The organism is Paenibacillus albidus (genome assembly GCF_014644435.1).
In the GTDB taxonomy this organism is placed as follows: Bacteria; Bacillota; Bacilli; order Paenibacillales; family Paenibacillaceae; genus Paenibacillus_AQ; species Paenibacillus_AQ albidus.
The window spans coordinates 22,739-41,204 of sequence record NZ_BMKR01000016.1 but is presented as its reverse complement, the minus strand read 5'-3'; the positions used below and the strand labels follow the sequence as shown (position 1 = coordinate 41,204).

At 50.3% G+C, this 18,466-nt stretch carries 17 protein-coding genes; 5 read left to right on the top strand and 12 right to left on the bottom strand.

Annotated elements, in window-relative coordinates; translation table 11 throughout:
- Nucleotides 1-27 precede the first annotated feature (27 nt).
- The 5 genes from IEY53_RS18820 to IEY53_RS18800 are packed head-to-tail and all read right to left on the bottom strand — an operon-like array spanning nt 28 to nt 4,806.
- The gene (locus IEY53_RS18820; RefSeq protein WP_189027683.1) at nt 28-1,044 is read right to left on the bottom strand and encodes a glycoside hydrolase family 130 protein; all 1,017 of its coding nucleotides are present in this window, start codon (nt 1,042-1,044) and stop codon (nt 28-30) included.
- Between the two features lie 3 nt (nt 1,045-1,047).
- Nucleotides 1,048-1,254, bottom strand: coding sequence for a glycosyl hydrolase-related protein (locus IEY53_RS18815; RefSeq protein WP_189027816.1), 207 nt, complete (start codon nt 1,252-1,254; stop codon nt 1,048-1,050).
- Nucleotides 1,255-1,269: 15 nt separating this feature from the next.
- Nucleotides 1,270-2,886: an extracellular solute-binding protein gene (locus IEY53_RS18810; protein ID WP_189027681.1), complete on the bottom strand. Its 1,617-nt coding sequence runs from the start codon at nt 2,884-2,886 to the stop codon at nt 1,270-1,272.
- A 38-nt stretch (nt 2,887-2,924) separates the two neighbouring features.
- The gene (locus tag IEY53_RS18805) at nt 2,925-3,836 is read right to left on the bottom strand and encodes a carbohydrate ABC transporter permease (protein ID WP_189027679.1); all 912 of its coding nucleotides are present in this window, start codon (nt 3,834-3,836) and stop codon (nt 2,925-2,927) included.
- Between the two features lie 16 nt (nt 3,837-3,852).
- The gene (locus IEY53_RS18800) at nt 3,853-4,806 is read right to left on the bottom strand and encodes an ABC transporter permease (protein ID WP_189027677.1); all 954 of its coding nucleotides are present in this window, start codon (nt 4,804-4,806) and stop codon (nt 3,853-3,855) included.
- Between the two features lie 313 nt (nt 4,807-5,119).
- Between IEY53_RS18800 and IEY53_RS18795 the strand changes: the two genes are divergently transcribed.
- From IEY53_RS18795 to IEY53_RS18785, 3 genes are read left to right on the top strand one after another with little or no spacing between them, the layout of a single operon-like run.
- The gene (locus IEY53_RS18795; protein ID WP_189027675.1) at nt 5,120-5,350 is read left to right on the top strand and encodes a glycoside hydrolase family 38 N-terminal domain-containing protein; all 231 of its coding nucleotides are present in this window, start codon (nt 5,120-5,122) and stop codon (nt 5,348-5,350) included.
- A gap of 32 nt (nt 5,351-5,382) precedes the next feature.
- On the top strand, nt 5,383-6,438 hold the full coding sequence (locus IEY53_RS18790) for a glycosyl hydrolase-related protein (protein WP_189027673.1): 1,056 nt from the start codon (nt 5,383-5,385) through the stop codon (nt 6,436-6,438).
- A gap of 29 nt (nt 6,439-6,467) precedes the next feature.
- Nucleotides 6,468-7,748 carry a glycoside hydrolase family 125 protein gene (locus IEY53_RS18785; RefSeq protein WP_189027671.1) on the top strand — a complete coding sequence of 427 codons (1,281 nt, stop codon included), beginning with the start codon at nt 6,468-6,470 and terminating at the stop codon, nt 7,746-7,748.
- Between the two features lie 106 nt (nt 7,749-7,854).
- On the opposite strand, the gene deoC is transcribed toward IEY53_RS18785, so the two are convergent.
- The 7 genes from deoC to IEY53_RS18750 form a co-directional block, all read right to left on the bottom strand.
- The gene (gene deoC / locus IEY53_RS18780; protein ID WP_189027669.1) at nt 7,855-8,532 is read right to left on the bottom strand and encodes a deoxyribose-phosphate aldolase; all 678 of its coding nucleotides are present in this window, start codon (nt 8,530-8,532) and stop codon (nt 7,855-7,857) included.
- Between the two features lie 162 nt (nt 8,533-8,694).
- Nucleotides 8,695-9,690 carry a GNAT family N-acetyltransferase gene (locus IEY53_RS35915; RefSeq protein ID WP_308424235.1) on the bottom strand — a complete coding sequence of 332 codons (996 nt, stop codon included), beginning with the start codon at nt 9,688-9,690 and terminating at the stop codon, nt 8,695-8,697.
- A 234-nt stretch (nt 9,691-9,924) separates the two neighbouring features.
- Entirely contained in the window at nt 9,925-11,376 is a 1,452-nt protein-coding gene (locus tag IEY53_RS18770) for a SulP family inorganic anion transporter (RefSeq protein WP_268240795.1), read from the bottom strand.
- A 195-nt stretch (nt 11,377-11,571) separates the two neighbouring features.
- Nucleotides 11,572-12,648, bottom strand: coding sequence for a bifunctional 3-deoxy-7-phosphoheptulonate synthase/chorismate mutase (locus IEY53_RS18765; RefSeq protein ID WP_189027667.1), 1,077 nt, complete (start codon nt 12,646-12,648; stop codon nt 11,572-11,574).
- Nucleotides 12,649-13,093: 445 nt separating this feature from the next.
- Nucleotides 13,094-15,376, bottom strand: a complete 2,283-nt coding sequence (locus IEY53_RS18760) for a PAS domain-containing hybrid sensor histidine kinase/response regulator (protein WP_268240794.1) — start codon at nt 15,374-15,376, stop codon at nt 13,094-13,096.
- Between the two features lie 221 nt (nt 15,377-15,597).
- Complete coding sequence (locus tag IEY53_RS18755) at nt 15,598-15,981, bottom strand: response regulator (RefSeq protein WP_189027663.1); 384 nt, start codon at nt 15,979-15,981, stop codon at nt 15,598-15,600.
- A 144-nt stretch (nt 15,982-16,125) separates the two neighbouring features.
- Nucleotides 16,126-16,800, bottom strand: coding sequence for a Na-translocating system protein MpsC family protein (locus tag IEY53_RS18750; protein ID WP_189027661.1), 675 nt, complete (start codon nt 16,798-16,800; stop codon nt 16,126-16,128).
- A gap of 552 nt (nt 16,801-17,352) precedes the next feature.
- Between IEY53_RS18750 and IEY53_RS18745 the strand changes: the two genes are divergently transcribed.
- Both IEY53_RS18745 and IEY53_RS18740 read left to right on the top strand, forming a co-directional pair.
- Nucleotides 17,353-18,027 (top strand): hypothetical protein, encoded by a 675-nt coding sequence (locus IEY53_RS18745; RefSeq protein ID WP_189027659.1) that lies wholly within the window; start codon nt 17,353-17,355, stop codon nt 18,025-18,027.
- A 35-nt stretch (nt 18,028-18,062) separates the two neighbouring features.
- Entirely contained in the window at nt 18,063-18,461 is a 399-nt protein-coding gene (locus tag IEY53_RS18740; protein ID WP_189027657.1) for a hypothetical protein, read from the top strand.
- Nucleotides 18,462-18,466 lie beyond the last annotated feature (5 nt).

Genomic DNA, 18,466 nt, shown 5'->3' with positions numbered 1-18,466 from the left:
GATTGAAACAAAGATAAAGCCGCAATTTTATTGCGGCTCGTTCAATATATAATCCACCAGCTCGTCCAGCGGGACGGTGGCCAGCGCAATTGCTGTATCCGTTACTCCATAATAAATGTACAGCAGTCCATCCTTGACGACATTTCCGGTAGGGAAGACGACATTCGGAATTTGATACCCGAACTTCTCGTAGTATGTTTCCGGTTCCATGATAAAGTTGCGGGTTCGCGCAAGGATAATCTCCGGGTTGTCCAGGTCCAGCAGCATGGCTCCCACCCGGTATACGATGTTCTCATCAACACCGTGGTAGAGCACCAGCCAGCCCTGGTCTGTCCGCACAGGGGGTGTCGAGCCGCCGATTTTCCGTGACTCCCAAGCCTGGTTTTCCGCTTTGGCCAGCAGCTTCGGTTCTTCCCAATGGATCAGATCCTCGGAATAGGTAATCCACATCGCCGCCTTTTCCGTTCCGTAGGCTTCACCCACATATTCCTCCGGCCGGCGCAGCAGCACGAACTTGCCATTGATTTTCTCCGGGAACAGGATGTTGTCCCGGTCGTTGATATCCAGCGGCGTCGTGTCCCCCACAAACGTCCAGTCAAGCAGATTGTCCGACTTCAGGATTGAAGAGCGGGTCAGCCAATGCCCCTCTTCTTCCCCCCAGCCATCCGGATACTCCGAAATTGAACGCTCCGGTACCCCGGCACCTGTCGGATAATAACTCATCGCACAGGGGCGCAAAGCGTAATTCAAATAAAAGGTGCCGTCAATTTTGACAATCCGGGGGTCCTGCACGCTGCCGTAAGGGAAACCCAGCATATCGGGGGTCACAATCGGCTCCTCTTTGACATGCGTGAAGTTCACGCCGTCCCCGCTCTCCAGCAGACCCAAGAAATTCTTGCATGGCGTAAGTGATCCTGCTGTGCGCTCAATCATATAGAATTTGCCGTTGTCGATAATAACGGCAGGGTTGAAGACAGTTACTTTACGCCATTCATAACCTCCGGGGACTACAATCGGATTTTGCGGATGCCTGGTAATTTTCATGGGCTATGCCTCCTGAGCGTGTGGATTGTGGTTGATTTTTATCGTTTTGACTTCGTATGGCTGAAAAAAAAGAGTCAGGGTTCCAGCTTCCGCTTGCAGGGGGCCGGTCTCCTGCTCCAGCAGGTTAACCGAATAGGCTTGGATCTTCCCCGTCATCCAATCTATGGTAGCCGTACCTCTTCCGCCCGCAGACTCGTATAGTCTGAGAATCGTCCCGGTGCCTCCCTAGTTTGATTTCCAGCGGTCATAAGCGGCCTGGTTAATTTCCGCTACCCGTTCACCGCCCATTTTCTTGACAGTGTCTACATAAGCGTCCCAATTGGCGAACGGCTCGGCTCCGGTAATGAACTTGGCCTCCATCTGTTTCACGTAGGTGCTCAGATCGGAATTCAGGCTGTTAATCTCGGTCTGCTCCTCCACAGTCAGGAATAAGGAAGGAAAAGGAATCCGTGCCCCTTTGTCCAGCAACTTTGTCTGTGTCTCTTGTTCTACCCACAGATCAAAATCCGTCTTCAACCCTTTGTTGATATCATCCATAGAAAGCGTAGGTGCAGGAATTCCATAGTTCGGGGTCAGGGTGGCCCGGTAGTCTTCCATCTCTTTTCCATCAGGTACAGGCAGGTATTTCTTGACTCTCGCATCTTTATCCGTGTACTCCCAGAGCATCCCCTCCGGACCTTTGTTGAAGAACATTGCGCCTTCATAGGAATACAGATAATCCACCCACCGCATGGAGGCTTCCGGCTCCGGATTACTTTCCGTAATCGCAAACGCTCCGGTTGTAATGCCTCTGTTCTTGGCTATGGCAGGTTTATCGACGCTATCGCTTTTCACAGGGGCAAACATCGGATCTTCCGTGGAAGGCTCTCCGCCTTTGGTCATGTAGGCATGCCAATCGGAGAATAGCCCGACCCGGTTGTTCTGCGCCTTGGCTTTTTTCTGTTCTGCGGTCTGTGAGAAGCTCTCATGATCCAGCAGTTCTTCGGACCACAGGCGGTTCATGAAGGTCAGATATTCCTTGTAGCCTTCTTCCATTGGCGTATAATGCACTTTATCCGCGTCATCCACATAGATTTCTTCCTCATAAATGCCAAAAGCCCCAAGCAGCCAGGTGCGGATATCCCGCAGATTGGCTGAGGTTACCGTAACCGAGGAAAGTGGAATCTCATCCGCCACGCCGTTCCCGTTCGGGTCCTCCTCTTTGACACGCTTCAGATAGGTGTACAATTCCTCGGTTGTTTCAGGGAGCTTGTCAATCTTAAGGGCTTTGAGGAAATCGCCGTTATACCACAGCGGGTTCCGGTACCAATGCTGGCTCATCTCCACGACGGGCAGGGAATAGATATGTCCGTCCGGCGCAGTGATCGACTTGCGGACATCGGGGTTCTCCTCCAGGAGAGCTTTGAAATTCGGCGCGTATTCCTCAATGAGTTCTTCCAGCGGGATCAGAATCCCCTGTTCTCCGTAGTTCATCTGTTCTGCGGTAGTCAAACCTGCGGCATACAAGATATCCGGATAATCTCCGCTGGCGAACACCAGGTTCTTTTTCGTTTCAAAGCTGTCCTTCGGGGCGTTGCGGTATTCAAGAGTAATGCCGGTCTTCTCTTTCATCTGCTGAAGGACCACCATATCCTCCCAGTTCTGAATACCGACGTCAGGGGCCATCAGCGACAGAGTGACCGGCTTGTCCACAATAGGGAACCCTTCTTTACTGACAGTAACCTCACCACCCGTGCCCTCGCCTGTGTTCTCCGCTGTATTGGATGTGCCGCAGCCGGCCAGGAGTGTCAGGACCATCGCTCCGCTCAGCACCAGCTTCCAGGGTTTACTTGTTATCTGCATCAATAATTCCTCCTTCTTGAGAATAGAATTCTGTTTGCCTAGCCCTTGACCGAGCCAATCATCACACCTTGGACAAAGTAGCGTTGAAGAAACGGATACACGGCAATAATCGGCAGGGTGGAGACTACAATGACTCCATATTTGACCAGCGATGCGGTCTCCGCCTTGGAATTCATGGCCATGGCCACCTCCCCGCTGATCGCAGCGCCGGTTGTTTCCGCCGACATTTCCTGGAGGACGAGAATTTGCCGCAAAACCATTTGCAGCGGATATTTGGTCTCATCATTCAAATAGATCAGGGACGGGAAATAGCTGTTCCAATGCCCCACCCCATAGAACAGAGCCATAACGGCGACAATCGGTGCGGACAACGGCAGAATAATCCGGATAAACAGCCTCAGATTGGTACACCCGTCGATATGTGCCGCTTCCTGCAGTTCTTTGGGAATAGTTGACTGAAAAAACGTCCGGGCGACCACAATATTCCACACCGAAGCGGCAACTGGCAGAATCAACGCCCCCATACTGTTGATCAGACCCAGGTTTTTGATTAAAAGATAGGTCGGCACCAGTCCCCCGCTGAAAAACATCGTGAAGAGAATAAAACCCATAAAAAATTGCCGGCCGACAAAATCCGATCTGCTGAGGGCATAAGATGCCGGCAAGGTGACCACTAGATTCAGCAGCGTCCCGATCACCGTATAGATAATGGTATTTAAGTACCCATTCCATATCTTAGGATTTTCAAACACTAGCTTGTATCCGTCCAGGGTCAGATTCTTGGGAAAAAGCCACATGGCTCCTGAATTGACATCTTGCGGGTCGCTGATCGAAGCGCTGAGAATATAAATGAGCGGATAAATGACCACAACCAGCGCAAGGCACAGGTAAATATAGGTGCTCACCAGAAATAATTTGTCGCCTTTGGACTCCTTCAGGGCAGTAACCATAGATTTCAACTCCTTTCTACCAGAGGCTGTTCTCACTGGTGCGTCTGGCAATCTTGTTCACAGTGACCAGCAGCATAACGTTTACAACGGAGTTAAACAGGCCGACCGCTGTCGAGAAGCTGTATTGGGCGTTCACCAGACCCGCACGGTACACATAGGTGGATATTACATCCGACGCCTCCATATTAAGCGAGTTTTGCAGCAGCAGGATTTTCTCAAAACCCAGACCCAGAATATTACCCATGTTCAGGATCAGCATAATGGTAATGGTCGGCACAATGGTCGGCAGGTTAATGTGCAGCATCCGCTTAAAGCGGCTTGCGCCGTCTACAATTGCAGCTTCATGAAGTTGCGGATCGACCCCGGACAAGGCAGCCAGGTAAATAATCGTTCCCCAGCCCGTACTTTGCCACACACCCGACATCACATACACTGTTTTAAACCAGGCCGGATCTGTCAGAAAAGCCGCCGGCGTAAAGCCGAGCCCTTCGATCACCCGGATAATGATACCGCTGGATGGCGACAGGAATGTAATGATCATCCCCGCCATAACAACTACAGAGATGAAATGTGGTGCATAAGTGACCGTCTGGACTGTTTTTTTGAAAGGCCCGGTCCGAACCTCGTTAAACGCCAGCGCCAAAATAATCGGCAAAGGAAACCCGATGGCCAACTCGTAGAAGCTGATGCTGAATGTATTCCAGAGCAGATCCCAGAAATAATAGGAATTGAAAAAACGTTCGAAATGATCAAACCCGACCCATGGACTGCCCGTAATTCCTTTGGAAGGAACAAAGTTCTTAAAAGCAATCTGGATGCCGTACATCGGACCGTAATGAAATACGAGGAAATACAGCAGTGCGGGAGCCATGAACAGATAAAGCTCCCAGTTCTGCAAGACTCTTTTGCCTAGGGACTTGTTCTTCAAAGAAGGGTTGCCGGATACGGCAAGCTGTCTTTTCCCCCTCATTCTTCCCCTCCTCTCTATTCGTTTATTGTTTCCTGCTAACGCTTACATCCCAAAGTCTAGACAACCACAGCTGACACCGTAAATATGTAAGATCTGCATTGTCATCGGGTGGCCGGCAACAATCGCGGTGTGACAGCCCTTGACGCAATAAAGCTATTTATTCCCGCCCCGGAACACACCTGCAAAAAATGTGTAAATTATGAACTGCCCGGCCAGCTGCAAAAGTTACATATTGTGATCGCCGGGGAGATGTGCAAATATTTGCTACGAACGCCCGACTATAGGATTCGCTGAGGATTAGGAGGAAATTGTCATGACCCGCACAACCGCTCACCTGATCTCCCACACCCACTGGGACCGGGAATGGTACATGCCTTATGAGCACCATCATGTTCTGCTGACCGAGCTGATGAATGAGCTGCTGAATACGCTGGAGAACGATGAACGTTACCGTTATTTTCACCTGGACGGACAAACCATTATTATTGAAGACTATCTTCAGGTCTTTCCGGAGAAAAGAGAGGCTATGGCTCCTACCGGCTAACTGACAAACAGAGCGGGAAAACCTTTGATAACTTGGGGATCTACGAAGATTGCGGCGATCTGGGCAACGAATATATATTCCGCCAGCCGGATAATGATATTCCGCTGACTACGAAGGGGCTGCCTGCCCGTATTTCGCTTGTCGAGCATGAGCCTTATCGTATCACTTACGAAATCGTGCATGACTGGAGCATCCCTGCGGCAGCGGATGCCTCATTTGAAGAGGAGAAACGCAGGATGATTCCCTTCCGGCAACGCCAAGCTTTAAGAGCTTCCGAGCATCTGCCGCTGCGCATCATGACCAGAGTCAGTCTGGAAGCAAGCGGCAAAGGGCTGCTGGTCTCATCCTCTTTTGTGAATCAGGCTAAAGATCACCGGCTTCGTGTCCTGTTCCCGACCGGTCTTGCGGCAGCTTCGCATCTGGCCGATTCGGTCTTTGAGGTGGCAGAACGTGATATTCATCCGGCTGCCGACTGGATGAATCCGAGCCATGCCCAGCATCAGCAGGCCTTTGTCAGTGTATCCGGCAGCAAGGCTGGCCTGACTGTTGCCAATAAAGGCCTTAATGAATATGAAGTGCTTCGCGACGGGATGAATACAATCGCCGTAACCCTGCTGCGTTGTGTATCGGAGCTCGGAGACTGGGGCGTCTTTCCGACGCCGGAAGCCCAGTGTCTGGGTGAACACACTGTGGAGTTTGCAGTTTGTCCCCACTCCGGGAATGCCATTGAGGCGGAGACTTTTGCCTGGGCTTACCAGTATCAGGCACCATGGTTTGGGCTTCAGACGGAATGGCAGCAAGGTCCATTGCCCGCCACCTATCAGCCGCTGTGCTGGGAGGGCCGCTCTCTCGCGCTTTCCGCATTCAAAATGTCACAGGAGCATGATGATGTCCTTTTGCGGTGGTACAATCTGGCGCATGAGGACCGGGAGCTTGCCGTTCAGACTTATTTTCCGCTGGAAGGCCTATACACCAGCGACATCTTGGAGCGCCGCAAAAGCCCTGTGCACGTTGACCAAGGGAAATTTCATACAACCGTAGGCAAAGCCCGGATTATCTCTTATGCCCTAAGCCCGCTTCAACCCTAAACTATCATTCTTACAGGAGGAATTCGATTATGAACCTGCCAGCTTCCATCACCCGGTATTTAAGTGAATCGGATGAGCGGCTCGCCCATCACCCCAAGCTGCAAAAGCTGTTCCGGAACTGCTTTCCGAATACACTGGAGACCACAACCAAGCTGCTGGACGACGGTACCACCTTTGTTTTTACCGGGGATATCCCCGCCATGTGGCTGCGCGATTCCACAGAACAGGTCCGCCACTATATTCCGTTTGCCAAGGAGGACCCCGAGCTGCAGCGCATCATCGGCGGCCTGATTGCCCGCCAGATGTTCTATGTCAATATTGATCCTTATACCAATGCCTTTAATGAAACGGCCAGCGATAAGCATTACAGGGATACCGATGACTGCCAGCTGAATCCGTGGATGTGGGAGCGCAAATATGAGCTGGATTCGCTATGCTTTGTGGTGCAGCTTGCCTACATGTACTGGAAGGAAGCAGGGCAAACCGGCATATTTGATGCCGCCTGCTACCAGGCGCTGACTTCCATCGTACACGTCATCCGGACCGAGCAGCGGCATGGGGAGCAATCCCCTTATTATTTTGTACGCCAGACACTGAAGGACACGGAGACTTTACAGAATAACGGACGCGGCATGCCTGTCAATTATACCGGGATGAGCTGGTCCGGCTTTCGTCCCAGCGACGACAGCTGCGAGTTCGGGTATAACATTCCTTCCAACATGTTCGCCGTTGTTATTCTGGGATACATCCGGGAGATCGCAAGTGAAATCTATAAAGATGAAAGACTGGCCGCCCAGGCCGCACAGTTACGCAAGGAAATCGACTTTGGCATCCGCACTTACGGCATCGTGAACCATCCGAAATATGGTCGCATCTATGCCTATGAAACCGACGGCTACGGCAACTATTCGCTCATGGACGATGCGGGGACGCCGGGACTGCTGTCGATTCCTTATATCGGGTATGTGGGTGTGGAAGACCCCATTTATCAAAATACCCGCCGGTTTGCCCTCAGCTTCGACAATCCCTTCTATTTTGAAGGCCAATATGCCAAGGGTATCGGCAGTCCGCATACGCCCGGAGGTTACGTGTGGCATATGGCATTGTCCATGCAGGCGCTCACGGCAGACAATGAAGAGGAAATCAAGCAGCTGATCGACATGCTGATCCGTACCGACGCGGATACCGGTTATATGCATGAAGGTTTCCACCCGGACAACCCCTCCGATTTCTCGCGGGAGTGGTTCGCCTGGTCCAATAGTCTTTTTGCCACACTGATCAGCAAGGCTATGGATCAAGGATTAGTCTAGGCACCTGCAGCCCCAATATCACTCTCTGTCCAAAAAAAGAAACGGCAACGTCGTCCTCATCCAGGGACTGCGTTGCCGTTTCTTTAATTGTTCTTGCTCTTTCCGCTTAGTAACCGCTTTGGCTCTGTTCACCTTTGGCAATGGCTACGCCGCCGCTAGTGCCGATCCGTGTTGCTCCTGCTCCAACCATAACCAGGGCATCTTCGGCGCTGCGTACACCGCCGGAGGCTTTGACGCCAATATCAGGTCCCACCGTAGCACGCATCAAAGCGATATCTTCTTTGGTTGCCCCGCCTGTGGAGAATCCGGTGGAAGTCTTTACGAAATCCGCTCCGGCTTCCACGGCCAGCTTGCAGGCACGAACTTTTTCTTCTTCACTAAGCAGGCAGGTCTCAATGATGACCTTGGTCAACGCTTTGCCCTTGGCTGCTTCAACCACTGCCGTTATATCATTTCTCACCAACTCATCATTGCCTGCCTTGAGGGCACCGATGTTGATCACCATATCCACTTCACCCGCACCGTTCGCAATGGCGTTTGTCGTTTCAAAGGCTTTGGTTTCGGAAGTTGAAGCGCCCAGCGGGAAGCCGATGACTGTACAGACTTTAACCTCAGGCGTATCCTTCAACACCTCATATGCCGTACTCACCCATGCCGGGTTCACGCAGACAGAGGCAAATTTATAGGACTTCGCCTCTTCTGCCAGTTTAATGATATCTTCCTGACGCGCATCCGCCTTAAGCAGCGTATGGTCAATGATTCCCGATAATGTAATTTCACTCATTGTTTATTCCTCCATCATCTTCGGTAGTAGATGTACTCACCCTAGTTATCATACCAATAGAACTCCGCTTTGGAAAGCCGGGCCGGACAAGCCGGCTTCCGTTAGCGAAGCTCTATCCTTAGTGAAAGCAAGCCGCTGCCACCTCCGGCGGGAAGGAATAGTTCAACCCTTTTTACGAAGTTTGTAGCAATGATAGCTCTGATTCTCCAGCTCCAGCGTCTGCTCAAAGACAAATCCGGCTTTCACAAGCACTCTGGACGATGCGGGGTTCCGTGTCAGCGCGATAGCATTCAGCTCCTCTACATCGGTATGCCCGAACAGATATTTGCATAGTCCCAGAACAGCCTGGGTCATATATCCCTTGTTCCGGTGCCTGGCCGATAGGGCATACATGACCTCCCGGTTCGGCTCCGGCAGTTCTTCCTTGATTCTGGTGCAGCACCAGCCTATGAATTCTCCTGACTCTTTGGAGATTATCCCCAGCCGCAGCGACATCCCGGCAATACTTTCCTCTTCATCCGCAGCCTGCAGGAACTCACGGTTGCCGGGGATCTCGTAATTCATCATCCATTCGGCCCGCTGTGCCTTCGGCACATTCCAATCCGGGAGAAACCCGGCAATCTCCGGCTGGCGGGTCAACGCAACCAACGCATCCACATCCTGCATCCGGTATTCACGCAGTAGAATGTCCCCACAATCAATGGTAAAGGATTGCTCCCATTCCCTCACCCGACTGCCTGCCAACAGACGTTCTACCGGCACCCAGCCGATAAATACAGGCCTCGACCAGCCCGGCGCAGGGGTCAGCTGTTCAATCTCCAGATAGGAGTCAATTCGCACCTTGTCCCAGGCATGAATGACTTCGCCAGGGTCCAGGGCCAGACCGACATGTCCCCAATGTCTAAGCACCCCTTCAACAAGACCTGAACAGGAATAGAATACAAATGAACCTTTTGGCGGCATGCCCCGATTCCTATGGGCCTCATATAACTCGGCAGACTCTGCTGCAGTGTCTCCGCCGAACATTTCAATGCCGTTGCTTCTTTCGTACGCATCCTCCACAAATCCCAAACATTTCAAAGTGTACCCGGTGGCATTCAGATGATGCCTGGCCCAAAAAACCGCATTCTCAACCTTCTGGCTCAACTGCTGATCCATAGACATTCCCCCCCTTGTCAGACAATGAATAACCCTCCGCAGAGGGTGTCCTGTCTATTAAGCATAACAGTCTTGCTGCGATTCCCCCCGATAAAAAATGATCATAACCAAACTCTACTCCCGGATAACACAGAAAACGCCCCGGCTGCCCTGGCGGGCAAACGGGACGTTACAAAGCGGCATATTAAACTGAGGATCGGTCACACATAACGCTCTTTCGCAACGGGTCCTGATCTAATGTTCACCGGATAACGCAAGGCCCACCCGCTGAACGAGGCGGTTGCTGTCTTCGTTCAGGCCGGTAATGGTTACCTTGGTTCCGCGCTCACGGTATTTGCCAATGACCTTGGCAATGGCATTCACGGCTGACTGGTCCCACACATGTGAATGAGAGAAATCGATGCTGACCTCTGCCGGATCGCTGTCGTACCGGAACTCTTGAATAAAATGGCTGGTCGTCCCGAAGAAAAGCTGCCCGGTCACCGTATAGGTGGTGGAAGCATGAGCTTCCTGAACCGTCAGACGGATAGACGCAATCTTCCAGGCGAAGGTCAGGGCACTGAGCAGGACTCCGAACAACACTCCGATCGACAGGTTATCCGTAACCACTACTGTAACTACCGTGACGATCATCACGAGTGCGTCACTTAATGGAACACGGACCAGCGACGGGAGCGATCCCCATTCAAAGGTACTGATACAGACCATAATCATGACTCCGACCAAGGCGGCCATCGGGATCTGCTTGACTACATCGCCAAGTACAAGAATAAGAAAAAGCAGGAATATCCCCGAGACCAGCGTGGACATGCGGGTTCTTCCGCCCGACTTCATATTGACCATCGACTGCCCGATCATTGCGCACCCGGCCATCCCGCCGAAGAATCCGGTGACGACATTTGCAAGCCCCTGCCCCTTCGCCTCCCGGTTCTTGTCACTGCCGGTACCCGTAATGTCATCAATCAATGTCGCAGTCATTAGGGATTCGAGCAGACCGACAACGGCCAGCGACAAGGAATACGGTAAAATAATCCACAGGGTCTCCAGGGTGAACGGCGCCTGCGGCAGATGAAACATCGGCAGCGCAGCAGTGATCTCGCCCATATCCCCGACAGTACTCACGTTAAGGTTCAACGCAATGCTGAGAACAGAAACTACTATAATCGCCACAAGTGCAGACGGCACAGCTTTGGTAAATTTGGGAACCGTATAAATAATCACCAGTGTTAGAGCGACCAGACCATACATGAGCCAGCCTTGTCCTTTAAAATGAACGAGCTGGGCCATAAAGATCAGAATGGCCAATGCGTTAACAAAACCGGTCATGACCGGCTGCGGCAGAAAAGTAATGAATCTGCCCAGCTTCAGCATCCCCATCAATATTTGAATGATCCCGGCCAGAACCGTCGCCGCAAACAAATACTCGACGCCGTGCTGCAGCACAAGGCCGCCGACCAGCAACGCCATGGCACCGGTCGCCGCCGAGATCATTCCCGGCCTTCCCCCGGCGATTGCGGTCACAACGGCAATGCAAAAAGATGCGTACAAGCCTACCATCGGACTGACTCCCGCGAGAATGGAAAAAGCGATAGCTTCGGGAATGAGGGCAACCGCTACGGTCATCCCCGATAAAATATCGCTTCGGGTGTTGGAAAACCACCCATTATTCGATTGTAATGGTTTCAAATTCTTCTTTCCTCCTGTGTGGTTTAGGTTGATAAGGGCCTCCTTGAGAACCCCCGGGTCCGGTGCAATGCCAATGTCCATCATTGTACCCGACCCGCCTTCACCTTCACAAAAAGCTACCACACCCTTGTAAGCGCTTATATATGCAGTTTCCTGCCGAATCCTGCAGTTTTATCCCAAATTCTAAATATTTAGTTACCGGTAAAGACCGGAAGCCTTCACCTCATTGAAGAAGGTATTGAATTCATCAATATTGAGCTGCTGCGCAGCATCCGACAAGGCGGTAGCCGGATCGGGATGCACTTCAACCATTATGCCGTCCGCTCCGGCTGCAAGCGCAGCTTTGGCACAAGGAATCAGGATGTCCTTGCGTCCCGTAGAGTGGGTAACATCGACCAGCACAGGCAGGTGACACTCCTGTTTGAGTATAGGCACAGCCGAAATATCCAGGGTGTTGCGGGTCGATTTCTCATAAGTACGGATACCGCGTTCAATCAGCATAACCTGAGTATTGCCGCGTGACATGATATATTCGGCCGCATGTACGAATTCATCAAGCGTAGCGGATAATCCGCGTTTCAGCAGCACCGGCTTATTCACTTCGCCGACTGCTTTGAGCAGCTCAAAGTTATGCATGTTGCGTGCGCCAACCTGGATCACATCCACATAATCCAGGGCCTCATCGATATGGCGGGGGTCCACAATCTCGCTGATCGTCAGCAGCCCGTATTCACTGGCCGCTTCCCGCAGTATTCTCAGGCCGTCCATGCCCAGTCCCTGGAAGTCATAAGGAGAGGTCCGGGGCTTGAAAGCACCGCCGCGCATAACTTTAACACCGGCCCGCTGCAGTGCCGCAGCAACCGTACGGGTCTGCAGCTCACTCTCCACCGAACATGGACCCGCGACCATTAGCGACGAGGAGCCGCCAACTGTAACATCTCCCGGCAGAACAATCACGGTATCCTCCTCATGGCTTTTACGGGCGACAAGCAGCGATTTCTTATGCTCGGTGCTTTGCAGATCCAGCGATGCAGAGAATATTTGCTTAAAGAGCGTACGAATGGTTCCGTTCGTAAAAGGTCCCTTGTTGCCCGCTACCAGCTTCTCCAGCATTTGCTTTTCCCGTTCCGGGTCGAATTTGGGTACCCCCTGCTTTTCTTTAACGACGCCTATCTCCTGGACAATTTCAGCCCGTTCGGAGATCAACGTCAGCAGCTGCCCGTTAATCTCGTCCAGCCGTGCTCTCAGACCCTCAAGTTCCACATTACTCATTACGATCCACTCCCTTTTGTTTGCTTGGAATATAAACGCAAAAAAGGCCCCCCGCCGCAAGGGACGAGGAGCCGTGGTACCACCCTAATTTAGAGCTCTACTTGCAAAAATTCCCGCAAATCGCTCTGTCTTTCACCCGTTAACGCGGGGGGCGGGTCTCCTTACTTCTACCTGCCGCTACTGCGGCAAAGCCGTTCAGGGGACCGACTCGGAAGTGAACTTCGGTGCGCAATCGTCTCATGAGGGTGCTCTCAGTCTTCGGCACGCCTTCCCTGTTATGAGCGGTACTGGCACTTACTCTCTTCGTCATTGTCCATGTCTGTATCTTCAGTGTATCTCACACCAGTTTCTGCTATATTAATCAAAAAGCGCTTGACATGCAAGACATCATTGTAACGCTTGTTAGCTTTAACGCAGTGAATTTAGAACAAAGCTGCGGCAAGTCTCAGAAAAACTTGCGGATCATTTGGGTAATGGTCTCACTCTTAACCGGTTTGCTGATATACTCATCCATCCCCGACTGAAGACAGAACTCACGGTCCCCCTTCAAGGCATTCGCCGTCACCGCGATAATCACCGGCCGCTTGTCCGGCGGCAGGCTTTCCTTAATAATTCTGGTCGCTTCAAGCCCGTTCATTCTCGGCATCTGCACATCCATAAAAATCAGATCATAGGCGGCATAGCTGATGCGTTGCACCACTTCCATCCCGTCACCGGCTACCTCGACCTCGTACCCCCGCTTCTCCAGAATCTTCTGAAGCACAATTTGATTGATCTCATTGTCTTCAGCCACCAGAATTCGCAATGGGCGTCCACTCGACACAGGCTCATTCACGGAAGAAGTCATTTGTTCTGCCAGAGGATGTTGTGAATCCTGCCGGAGCACCGCCGTGAACACAAAGGTGGACCCGGATTTACTGCCTTTCAAAAGAGTAATATTCCCGTCCATCAGTTCTACAAGCTTCTTCGTGATGGCCAGTCCAAGGCCCGTTCCTTCATGCCTGCGGTTCATAAAATGATCCAGCTGATAAAACGGCTCAAACAACCGGCTATGGTACTCTTCAGGGATGCCAATTCCTGTATCGGCTACGGAGAAATGGAGAGTAATATTGTTGCCTTCCTTCTCCTTAACCCCCACTCCCAAGGTTACACCGCCTGTGTAGGTAAACTTGATGGCATTGCCGACCAGGTTCAGCAGAATTTGCTTCAGCCGTTCCCCATCCCCAACCAGATATTCCGGCACTTCAGGACTGACATCCATCTCAATGCTCAGTCTCTTGGTATCCGCCTTCTGCTTCAGCACATCCAACGTGGACATAATCAGGAAACGAACCGGAAACCGTTCCTCATGCAATACGGTTTTGCCCGCTTCAATCTTGGAGAAATCCAGGATATCATTGATGATCGACAGGAGCGTCTCCCCGCTCTGGCGGATAATCTCCAGGTATTCCCGCTGTATCGACGACGGCTCGCTCATCTCCAGCAGCAGATCCGTCATTCCGATGACCCCGTTCATCGGAGTGCGGATTTCATGGCTCATCATCGCCAGGAATTCACTTTTGGCCTGATTGGTATATTCGGCCGTTTCTTTGGCAATCAGCAGCTTCTTCTGCTCGGTAATATCCTTGATAATGAGATAAAACCCGACCTTTTCATTGTTGATGACAATAGGCGCAATGGTGGTCAGAACTTCCAGCGTAGGGCCCTCTTTATGGTATACGGCATTAATGCTCCGCACTCCGGTATTGCCATCTCCCGAATATTGTCTGATATTCTCCAATCCCTCAGCACCGACAATAATGGACACGCTGGTACCACTCAGCTCGGGGATGCTGTAACCTGTCAATTCACAAGTTTTTTCGTTACCGTTAATAATTTTCCCCTCTAGGTCAACAGAAACGACAGCATCGTGATTATACTTTTTGAGGGAAGTATAGCGCTCTATCGATTCCTGCAGCTGTTGCTCCACCTTTTTACGTCCGGTAATGTCACGGCCCACAGCAAGCAAAGTCCTGCCCCGGCTTCCTTTAACCATACGCATAGTGAATTCAATCCACACATAATGCCCATCCACATGCCGGATACGCAGGTGAAGGCTTGAGGAAATAGAGGTCTCCGGAAGCTCCAGACTCAAAAAATCATCGGCATGAATCAGTCCCCTGATATCCCGCCCGATCAGTTCCTCCTGCTCATACCCCAGTACCTCCTGTACGGAGGGTGAACAATAAGTGCAAAGATGTTCAGGTGTGGACATATACACAATTTCCCTCATATTGCCGACAATTAACGGATACAGCTCATCCCATGAGTCTTGGGGGCCAGCGCCCTCTTCCTCATCCGGAATGGCAGCCAGGTGAACCATATAATAAAGGGGCTTGGCCGTAAGCGGATCGCCCACGAGCATCATTCGCACCAGCAAAGACACAGGCCGTCCGTCAGCGTTTAACAGCATCAATTCACACTCAAAAAAGGGGATTTCTCCGGCATCCAGAGCCCCCATCTTTTGGTTATGTAATTCTTTGGATTCGTCATCACCAAGCAGATCTCTGAAATCGACTCCTGCTATCTTCTCCTGCGCATAGCCGAGCAGACCGGAGACAACAGAATCCAAGCTTATCCATTTTTGTTCCAGCGATAGAAACGCCACTCCAACTGTTGCCGTCCTCATCAACTGTTCAAACCGGGAATCTCCTTGCGTATGCTGTCTCAACTTATATCCACCGCCCATTTGTGGAAATTAAAAGTCTCTGGAACTTAACTGATATTTAAAATTCTTAATAATAATATCTGGTATATTTGGGCTAAAGTCAAATACAATATCAGACATTATCAGACATTTCAGCAACTGCAGCCAGGCCTTTGTCCACTTGGACCCCGCTGTCAAACAGAGCCTCTCCCCCCAGAGTGCTGCTTGAATCTTTTACCCGGTTCCATCCGGAAAGAATCGCTTTAGCCGCCCAGCAGTTTTTTGACGGAATCCGTGATGGTTTTCACTTGAAACGGTTTGGTAATATAATCGGCAAAGCCGGCCGAGCTGGCCCTTTCCATATCCGAGGCCTGTGCAAACGCGCTGGTAGCCAGCACCGGAATATGACGCGTGTCTTCATTGCTTTGCAAATATTCCATTGCCTCATATCCATTCAGGCCGGGAAGGCCAATATCCAGAATAATCAGATCCGGTTGCTCCCGCGCAGCAATTTCCAGGCCCTGTTCTGCCGTCTCCGCTTTCAGCAATTGTACCGAGGACAGATTTTTCTTGAAGATATGATGCATGAGTGCCATGTTCAGCGGGTTGTCTTCAACATATAACACCGCCTTGTTGTATCCCTCCATTTAATCAATCCTCCTTACAATCCCCCGATCACGCTAAACCTATGTGCAAAAATGAAAAAGCCGAAGAAAGGGGAGCTTCCCCCTTTCTTCGGCTTATGTTCGGCGCATCATCATGTCCGACTCATTTCCACCTCATCTATACTGTTATAGAAAAGTATACGCTATTACGCTAGTATCTTTATCAAAGTCCCAATCGACATAAATGTCGGAGAGCTCTTTGCGAAGCATCGGGGCAATGGTAGTTGTATCTTCCAGGTATCGCTTCTCCATCTTTCTTTTTGTCGTCTTCAAAGTATTCTCATACCCCAGAGCAATCAGCTCTTTCTCCAGCGGAATCAGAATGCCTTCACGTTTAATAATCAGGGTGCGCGGATTCAGCCACCAGGAATCTGTAAATTCCGGTTCTTTCTGCACCTTCCTGCTTACTTCATTAATCTGGGCATGAACCTCTTCCCGTCCCACATAATCATCGACCTCTACTCCCTCGGCCTTAATCAGTGCAACGATCATACCCGAGGCATTGTGAATGCCCCAATCATAAAAAAGCTCGCCAACCTCGATGGACATCTCGTCCTTCAAATAGGCTGACAACTCGGGAAGCAGCGACTTCATCAGCAGCTCGCGCGTGTAGCGGAAGGCCTGCTCTTCTTCTTTATTCAACAGGAATCTCTCCACAGGTCCGATAAAATTACGGATGTGCAGAGCGATACATTGCTGTCCAATCGAAGCATAGATCGACTCAGGACCTTTCCCAAAACGTTCCCGTAGCAGTCTTCCCGTGTAACTGGAAAGCTGGCTTGTAAGTTCAGTAGTGCTCATTCATCTTCCTCCAGCATTATATTCACTGTTCTATATACTACTAACTAGGGGAGACGCTCCGCCTGCTGAAATAACGGTTCGTTAACTTAGTATAATATCTTCTACAGACTTCGTACACACAAAATTTCATCCATTTGTTAAATATGAACAAAAGATTGGGGCCCTCCGGCTTCATTCCCACCGGTGTCCCAATCCTTCGATGCTATGGATATATTCCCATATTCCATGCTCAAGCTACAAGTGTTCTCCCAGGTAACGCAGCGGGATGTAAGTCATACCGTCCGGATGAAGGGTGATGTATCCATAGTAGTTATGATTCCATTAATATTCAGTTTCATGCTATTAATTTTCATCGAAACGGTGGTCATGCCGGCTGGAGCAGCGTTTTCCTGACCGACAAGGCAACATGTTCAGCGGCTATGGCTGGGGATAATACTTTGCTTACCGTGAACATTTCCTTGAAACCTGTGCGGTAGGTGGTATAAACTTTGGCATAATCACCTGCAACGCAGGCTTCGAAGCGAACCCAGCTGAACTTATTGGAGGGGTACAATGGGGATATATAACAAATTAAATCAGATTAGAGTTGAGAACAAATCAACTACCAATCAAAAAGTTTTTTCAATAGTAAATGCAATGATTACCGGAGTTATTTTGGGTTTAGCAGCAAAACTTGTGGATAATCCGAATATCAACCCCATCTTGGACGACATCGGTGGACGGCTGGGGATATGGGTATTTGTTGCAACACTTTTATCTGTTTTCAGCTATTCCCCCAAATTAGCGGCTGCAAAAATATTCGCCTTTTTTGGGTCGATGCTTACCGTTTATTATCTTTACACAACGTTTGTGCTACATTTTTTCCCGGAAAGAGAAATTGTGTTTTGGAGTATATGCGCGGCGGTTTCTCCTGTTTGTGCTTATATTATGTGGTATGCGCGTGGCAGCGGATTGTTTTCTAGTATGGTTTCGGCCCTTCCAGTCACAGTATTGCTGTCAGAAGGGTTTGAATTACGTAACGCTTACTTACCCATTCACCATCATTACTATTTAGTTCCATTGCTTATGGGGATATATCTAATCATGACCGTTGTTTTGTTGCTTACCATTCCGAAAAACAAAATGCAATTTATAGTTATTCTACCAATAGCCATTATATTATCTCTTATCATGATAGGTTTTAATGTTTTTGGCCGGATATTTGGTGGAATGAACGGTGTATTGTAAGGCGTGGTTACCTCTACGCGAGATTAAAGGAGTAAATGGGTTATAGAATTGTGCGTGGTCAGAAGAGTAATCATGTTTCACATTCATACTTATTAAGTATAGCGCTTGGTACTTCAACTTATATGCAAACCCACCTCAAAAAACTCTATCAGGACTATGCCTTTGAATATGCCACTATAGTGATAAAAGCCCGATTGAAAGGCAAAATTGCCTTTGAATATGTCACTATAGTGGCAAAAGCCCGGTTGAAAGGCAAAATTGCCTTTGAATACGCGGTTCTAGCGAAAAAAGCCCGGTTGGAAGGCAAAATTGCCTTTGGATATCCGGTTCTTGCGAAAAAAGCCCAGTTGGAAGGCAAGCCGCCAAGAGCTTTACTGACTTCTAGGGTATCTACAATGAAGAGGAGGACGGAACGACCCGCGGAAAAGCGGTAGCGGTC